This is a genomic window from Ensifer sp., assembly GCF_035999185.1.
Taxonomy (GTDB): Bacteria; Pseudomonadota; Alphaproteobacteria; order Rhizobiales; family Rhizobiaceae; genus Ensifer.
The window spans coordinates 54,139-60,606 of sequence record NZ_DASYHB010000206.1; the positions used below are offsets into that span (position 1 = coordinate 54,139).

At 62.8% G+C, this 6,468-nt stretch carries 4 protein-coding genes; 1 reads left to right on the forward strand and 3 read right to left on the reverse strand.

Translation table 11 applies throughout. The features are described 5' to 3' along the window. Positions 1 to 62 precede the first annotated feature (62 nt). Complete coding sequence (locus VGO04_RS29490) at positions 63 to 1,277, forward strand: NADP-dependent isocitrate dehydrogenase (RefSeq protein ID WP_043614565.1); 1,215 nt, start codon at positions 63 to 65, stop codon at positions 1,275 to 1,277. 97 nt (positions 1,278 to 1,374) lie between these two features. Here the strand turns inward: VGO04_RS29490 and VGO04_RS29495 are convergent, their stop codons facing one another. The 3 genes from VGO04_RS29495 to recA form a co-directional block, all read right to left on the reverse strand. Next, positions 1,375 to 2,226, reverse strand: coding sequence for an AraC family transcriptional regulator (locus tag VGO04_RS29495; protein ID WP_327499529.1), 852 nt, complete (start codon positions 2,224 to 2,226; stop codon positions 1,375 to 1,377). Positions 2,227 to 2,430: 204 nt separating this feature from the next. Further along, positions 2,431 to 5,094, reverse strand: coding sequence for an alanine--tRNA ligase (gene alaS, locus VGO04_RS29500; RefSeq protein ID WP_327499530.1), 2,664 nt, complete (start codon positions 5,092 to 5,094; stop codon positions 2,431 to 2,433). 230 nt (positions 5,095 to 5,324) lie between these two features. After that, entirely contained in the window at positions 5,325 to 6,413 is a 1,089-nt protein-coding gene (gene recA, locus VGO04_RS29505) for a recombinase RecA (RefSeq protein WP_327499531.1), read from the reverse strand. Positions 6,414 to 6,468 lie beyond the last annotated feature (55 nt).

Below are 6,468 nucleotides of genomic sequence, written 5' to 3' on the forward strand. Positions count from 1 at the left end.
AGGATTTTTCAGAGAGGAAGGGACATCGCTCCCGCTGTCCCGCTAAACTACGAGGCATATTCATGGCAAAGATCAAGGTCGCCAATCCGGTCGTCGAACTCGACGGCGATGAGATGACCCGCATCATCTGGCAGTTCATCAAGGACAAGCTGATCCATCCCTACCTCGACGTTGATCTCGAATATTACGACCTCAGCGTCGAGAACCGCGACGCCACCGAAGACCAGGTGACGATCGACGCCGCCAACGCCATTAAGAAGCACGGCGTCGGCGTCAAGTGCGCCACGATCACGCCGGACGAAGCCCGCGTTGAGGAATTCAAGCTGAAGAAGATGTGGAAGTCGCCGAACGGCACGATCCGCAACATCCTCGGCGGCGTCATCTTCCGCGAGCCGATCATCTGCAAGAACGTTCCGCGCCTGGTTCCGGGCTGGACCAAGCCGATCATCGTCGGCCGTCACGCCTTCGGCGACCAGTACCGCGCCACCGACTTCAAGTTCCCCGGCAAGGGCAAGCTGACGATGAAGTTCGTCGGTGAAGACGGCAAGGAAATCGAATACGACGTCTTCGATGCACCGTCGGCCGGTGTTGCCATGGGAATGTACAACCTCGACGATTCGATCACCGAATTCGCGCGCGCTTCGTTCAACTACGGCATCCAGCGCAAGGTTCCGGTGTACCTGTCGACCAAGAACACCATCCTCAAGGTCTATGACGGTCGCTTCAAGGACATCTTCCAGCAGGTCTTCGACGCGGAATTCGCCGACAAGTTCAAGGAACTGAAGATCTGGTACGAGCACCGCCTGATCGACGACATGGTTGCCTCGGCTCTGAAGTGGTCCGGCGGCTACGTCTGGGCGTGCAAGAACTACGACGGCGACGTGCAGTCCGACATCGTGGCCCAGGGCTTCGGCTCGCTCGGCCTGATGACCTCGGTTCTGATGACGCCGGACGGCAAGACGGTTGAAGCCGAAGCCGCGCACGGCACGGTGACCCGTCACTACCGCCAGCACCAGAAGGGCGAGGAAACCTCGACCAACTCGATCGCCTCGATCTTCGCCTGGACCCGTGGCCTTGCCCACCGCGCCAAGCTCGACGGCAATGCGGAACTGGCCAAGTTCTCCGAAACCCTCGAGAAGGTCTGCGTCGATACCGTCGAAGCCGGCTTCATGACCAAGGACCTGGCGCTGCTCATCGGTCCCGATCAGCCGTGGCTCTCGACCACCGGCTTCCTCGACAAGATCGACGAGAACCTGCAGAAGGCCATGGCTGCCTGATCGGCACCAGTCCTTGAAGACGACGAAACCCGGCCTTGAGCCGGGTTTCTTTTTGAGGCGCGTTCGATGCCGCCTGAACGCTTGGGGCGGCGTGTCGCTATTTCAGCGGCAGATAGATCTCGCTCAACAGTTCGGTCGGCGCGACCTCCCGCGGATTGTTGAGATATTTTTCGAACATCAGGCTGTCGCGGATCTCTCGGCCCGACTGCGGCAGCCAGGTGCCGTAGAGCCATTGGTAGGCCTTCGGCATGTCCGCATAGGGACCCTTGTGGCGAAGCACGGCGTAGCGGCCGCCGTCGAGATGCTGGGGCGCCAGCGGTGCTTCGGCCGCAACCGGCGCGCGCGCGCTGACGCAGGCAAATGAGCGCAGCTTGTCGGTCGGCACCAGTTCCGGGTCGTCGAGATAGATGCCGATCATCTCCATGTCCGGCCTGAAGAGCTGGCGTGAGAACAAGGTCCCGTAAAGCGTTTCAAACGCCTTGCCGATCTCCATATAGGAGCCGGTGTGGGCGACGCCGACGAGGTCGAAGGCTTCGACGTCCTTGAGGGTAACTTCATACATATCGGGAATTCCTTCCGTTGACGCGGTTTCAAAGGCGACATGGCTGCCCTCCTTCCGATAGCGCGCCGGCGGCAGCCCGTAGGTTGCCTTGAAGGTGCGATTGAAGGATTGGAGATTGGGATAGCCAGAGCGCTGCGCGATCGCTTCGACGGGAAGATCGGACTGGGCGAGATCGGCCGCGGCCCGCTGCAGCCGCAGGCGCTTCACCGTGGCCGCCAGCGTTTCACCGTGCACGGCCCGGTAGATCCGGTGCCAATGATGCGGCGACATGCAGGCGATCTCTGAGAGGCGGTCGAGATCGAGATCACCGTCGAGATGGCCGTAGATGTAGTCGCTGACCCGATGCAGACGCCGTTCATAGGCCGCCCACGCTACCCGCTCATCCATGTCGAACCTTTCGCGCTTTGCTCACGGATCGGTAGACCATAGATCAATTTGACAAATCCTGCGGACTTGTCTGCCGTGCGGCCAAGATTTTCGCACGGCCGCGCGGGTCTGTCTCCGAAAGCACCGAGGGCGTGCCTGGGCGCCATCTCGGCAAATAAAAAGGGCGCCGCAACGGGCGCCCTTTCAAAATTCAGTCGCTGCCGATCAGCCGGCCAAAGCGACAGCCACGGCCTCGATCGCTTCTGCTGCCTTCTCGCCATCCGGTCCTCCGGCCTGGGCCATGTCGGGGCGGCCGCCGCCACCCTTGCCGCCGAGGGCAGCAGACGCGACACGGACGAGATCGACGGCGCTGAGCTTGCCGGTCAGGTCGTCGGTAACGGCGACGACGGCACTTGCCTTGCCATCGCCGGACACGCCGACAAAGGCGACGACGCCGGAGCCGAGGCTCTTCTTGCCGTCGTCGGCGAGGCTCTTCAGGTCCTTCGGCTCGACGCCCGAGACCACCTTGCCGAGGAAGCGGACGCCAGCGATCTCGCGTGCGGCGTCGGCGGAACCCGCCTCGCCGCCACCGCCGAGCGCCAGCTTCTTCTTCGCTTCGGTCAGTTCACGCTCAAGCTTGCGGCGTTCGTCAAGCAGGGCCTCGACACGGCCGAGCACGTCGCCCGGTTGAACCTTCAGCGTGTTGGCGAGCGTCTTCACGCGCTCGTCCTGCTCGTTGAGGTAGGCGCGCGCCGCCTCGCCCGTCAGCGCCTCGACGCGGCGAACGCCGGCGCCGACCGCACTTTCCGAGACGACACGAACGAGGCCGATGTCACCGGTCGCCGACACGTGCGTGCCGCCGCACAGTTCGACGGAGTAAGGTCGGTTGGCCTTGGAGCCGTGAACGCCGCGGCCCATCGAGACCACACGCACTTCGTCGCCGTACTTCTCGCCGAAGAGCGCCATAGCACCCTCGGCGATCGCGTCATCGACGCTCATCAGGCGGGTGGTGACCGGCGTATTCTGGACGATGATCTCGTTGGCCATCTCCTCGACAACCTTCAGCTCCTCGGCCGTCATCGGCTTCGGATGCGAGACGTCGAAGCGCAGGCGTTCCGGTGCGACCAGCGAGCCCTTCTGGGCGACGTGGGTGCCGAGCACCTCGCGCAGCGCCTCGTGCAGCAAGTGCGTTGCCGAGTGGTTGGCGCGCAGGCGCGAGCGGCGGGCGTGGTCGACGTCGAGCTGGGCCGCGTCGCCGGTCTTGATCGTGCCTTCGGCCACAACGCCGAAATGAACGAAAAGCCCCTCGCCGCGCTTCTGCGTGTCGGTAACAGTCAACTTGCCGCCATCGGTGGTGATGGTGCCGGTGTCGCCCATCTGACCGCCCGATTCACCGTAGAACGGTGTCTGGTTGAGAACGAGCTGGACGGTCTCACCCTTGGCAGCGGACTGAACGACCGCGCCATCGCGCACGATCGCCTGAACGACGCCTTCTGCCACTTCGGTGTCGTAGCCGAGGAACTCGGTCGCGCCGTGCTTTTCGCGCAGTTCGAACCAGATGGTTTCGGTTGCAGCCTCGCCGGAGCCGGCCCAGTTGGCGCGAGCTTCGGCCTTCTGGCGCTCCATGGCCGTCGTGAAGGCGTCGGTGTCGACCGAAATACCCTTGGCGCGCAGCGCATCCTGGGTCAGGTCGAGCGGGAAGCCATAGGTGTCGTAAAGCTTGAACGCGGTCTCGCCGTTGAACTGGTCGCCCTCGGACAGATCGGCAGACGCTTCGGAAAGCAGGTTGAGGCCACGCTCCAGCGTCTTGCGGAAACGGGTTTCCTCAAGCTTCAGCGTCTCGGAAATCAGCGCTTCGGCGCGCACCAGCTCCGGGTAGGCACGGCCCATCTGGCCGACGAGCGCCGGCAGGAGCTTCCACATCAGCGGATCGCGGGCGCCGAGCAATTGGGCATGGCGCATGGCGCGGCGCATGATGCGGCGAAGCACGTAGCCGCGGCCTTCGTTCGACGGCAGCACGCCGTCGGCAATCAGGAAGGCGGACGAACGCAGGTGGTCAGCGATGACGCGGTGGCTGGCGCGCTGGTCGCCCTCGGCCTTCACGCCGGTCGCTTCTTCGGACGCTGCAATCAGTGCACGGAAAAGGTCGATGTCATAGTTGTCGTGCTGGCCCTGCAGCACGGCGGCCAGGCGCTCGAGGCCCATGCCGGTATCGATCGACGGACGCGGCAGGTTGACCCGCTCTTCCTTGGTGATCTGCTCGTACTGCATGAAGACGAGGTTCCAGATCTCGATGAAGCGGTCACCGTCTTCATCGGCCGAACCCGGAGGGCCGCCCCAGATATGGTCGCCGTGGTCGTAGAAGATTTCCGAGCACGGGCCGCAGGGGCCGGTATCGCCCATGGCCCAGAAGTTGTCGCTCGTCGGAATGCGAATGATGCGGTCGTCGGAAAGGCCGGCAATCTTCTTCCAGAGGCCGAAGGCCTCGTCGTCGGTGTGATAGACCGTCACCAGCAGCCGCTTGGCGTCGAGGCCGTATTCCTTGGTGATGAGCTTCCAGGCAAGCTCGATGGCGTTCTCCTTGAAGTAATCGCCAAAGGAGAAGTTGCCGAGCATTTCGAAGAAGGTGTGGTGGCGCGCGGTGTAGCCGACATTGTCGAGGTCGTTGTGCTTGCCGCCGGCGCGAACGCACTTCTGCGCCGTCACGGCCGTCGAATAGGGACGCTGCTCCAGGCCGGTGAAAACGTTCTTGAACTGCACCATGCCGGCATTGGTGAACATCAATGTCGGGTCATTGCGCGGCACCAACGGGCTCGACGACACGACCTCGTGACCGTTTCTGCGGAAATAGTCGAGAAAGGTCGACCGGATTTCATTCACGCCGCTCATCTTGCGTCCTATTCTTAAGCACCGATTCCGGCCCGGCTCCGGCCGATGCCGCGCCACTAAGCCATTGTCCTTAAACCCCGCGGCCACCCGTGGCGGCCGCACCCTCCAACGCCCTCGGTCGCCGGAACCAAAGGCTTTTATCGCTCGCGTATCCCACTGTCCAGACGGCAGCAAAAAACCGGCCGTCAAAGCGACGGCCGGTTTCTTGGCAGCTTCAAGTCCTGGTGGGATTACGCTTCGGCAGCGTCGTCGCCGTCATCCGCTTCCGGGCCGCCGTTTTCAAGGAACCGATCGGCGATCAGGCCGGCGTTCTGGCGCAGCGCCGTCTCGATCTCGCGTGCCAGATCCGGGTTGTCACGCAGGAACGTCTTGGCGTTCTCGCGGCCCTGGCCGAGGCGCTGGCTGTTGTAGGAGAACCAGGCGCCTGATTTCTCCACGATGCCGGCCTTGACGCCGAGATCGACGAGCTCGCCGGTCTTCGACACGCCTTCGCCATACATGATGTCGAATTCGACCTGCTTGAAGGGAGGCGCCATCTTGTTCTTGACGACCTTGACGCGGGTCTGGTTGCCGACGACCTCTTCGCGCTCCTTGACCGAGCCGATGCGGCGGATGTCGAGGCGCACCGAAGCGTAGAACTTCAGCGCGTTGCCGCCGGTGGTGGTTTCCGGCGAGCCGAACATGACGCCGATCTTCATACGGATCTGGTTGATGAAGATGACCATGCAGTTTGACTTGGAGATCGACGCGGTCAGCTTGCGCAGCGCCTGGCTCATCAGACGGGCCTGCATGCCCGGCAGGCTGTCGCCCATTTCGCCTTCGATTTCAGCGCGCGGCACGAGGGCTGCAACCGAGTCGACGACGAGCACGTCGATGGCGCCGGAGCGAACCAGCGTGTCGGTGATTTCGAGCGCCTGCTCGCCGGTATCCGGCTGCGAGATCAGGAGATTTTCAAGATCGACGCCGAGCTTGCGGGCATAGACCGGGTCGAGTGCGTGTTCCGCGTCGACGAAGGCGCAGATGCCGCCCTTCTTCTGGGCTTCCGCGACGGTCTGCAGCGCCAGCGTCGTCTTACCCGAGCTTTCCGGGCCGTAAATTTCGATGATGCGACCCTTCGGCAGGCCGCCGATGCCGAGTGCGATGTCGAGGCTGAGAGAGCCGGTCGAAACCGTCTCGATCTCAATGATGCTGTCCTTCCCACCGAGCTTCATGATCGATCCCTTGCCGAACGAACGTTCGATCTGGGAAAGTGCCGCTTCAAGTGCCTTGCTTTTATCCACCGATTTGTCCTCTACGAGCCGCAAAGAGTTTTGTGCCATTTGGTCCACCTTTAGGTTATTGAAGCTACCGAGGCAATGAAGCCGCCGCAGGAGT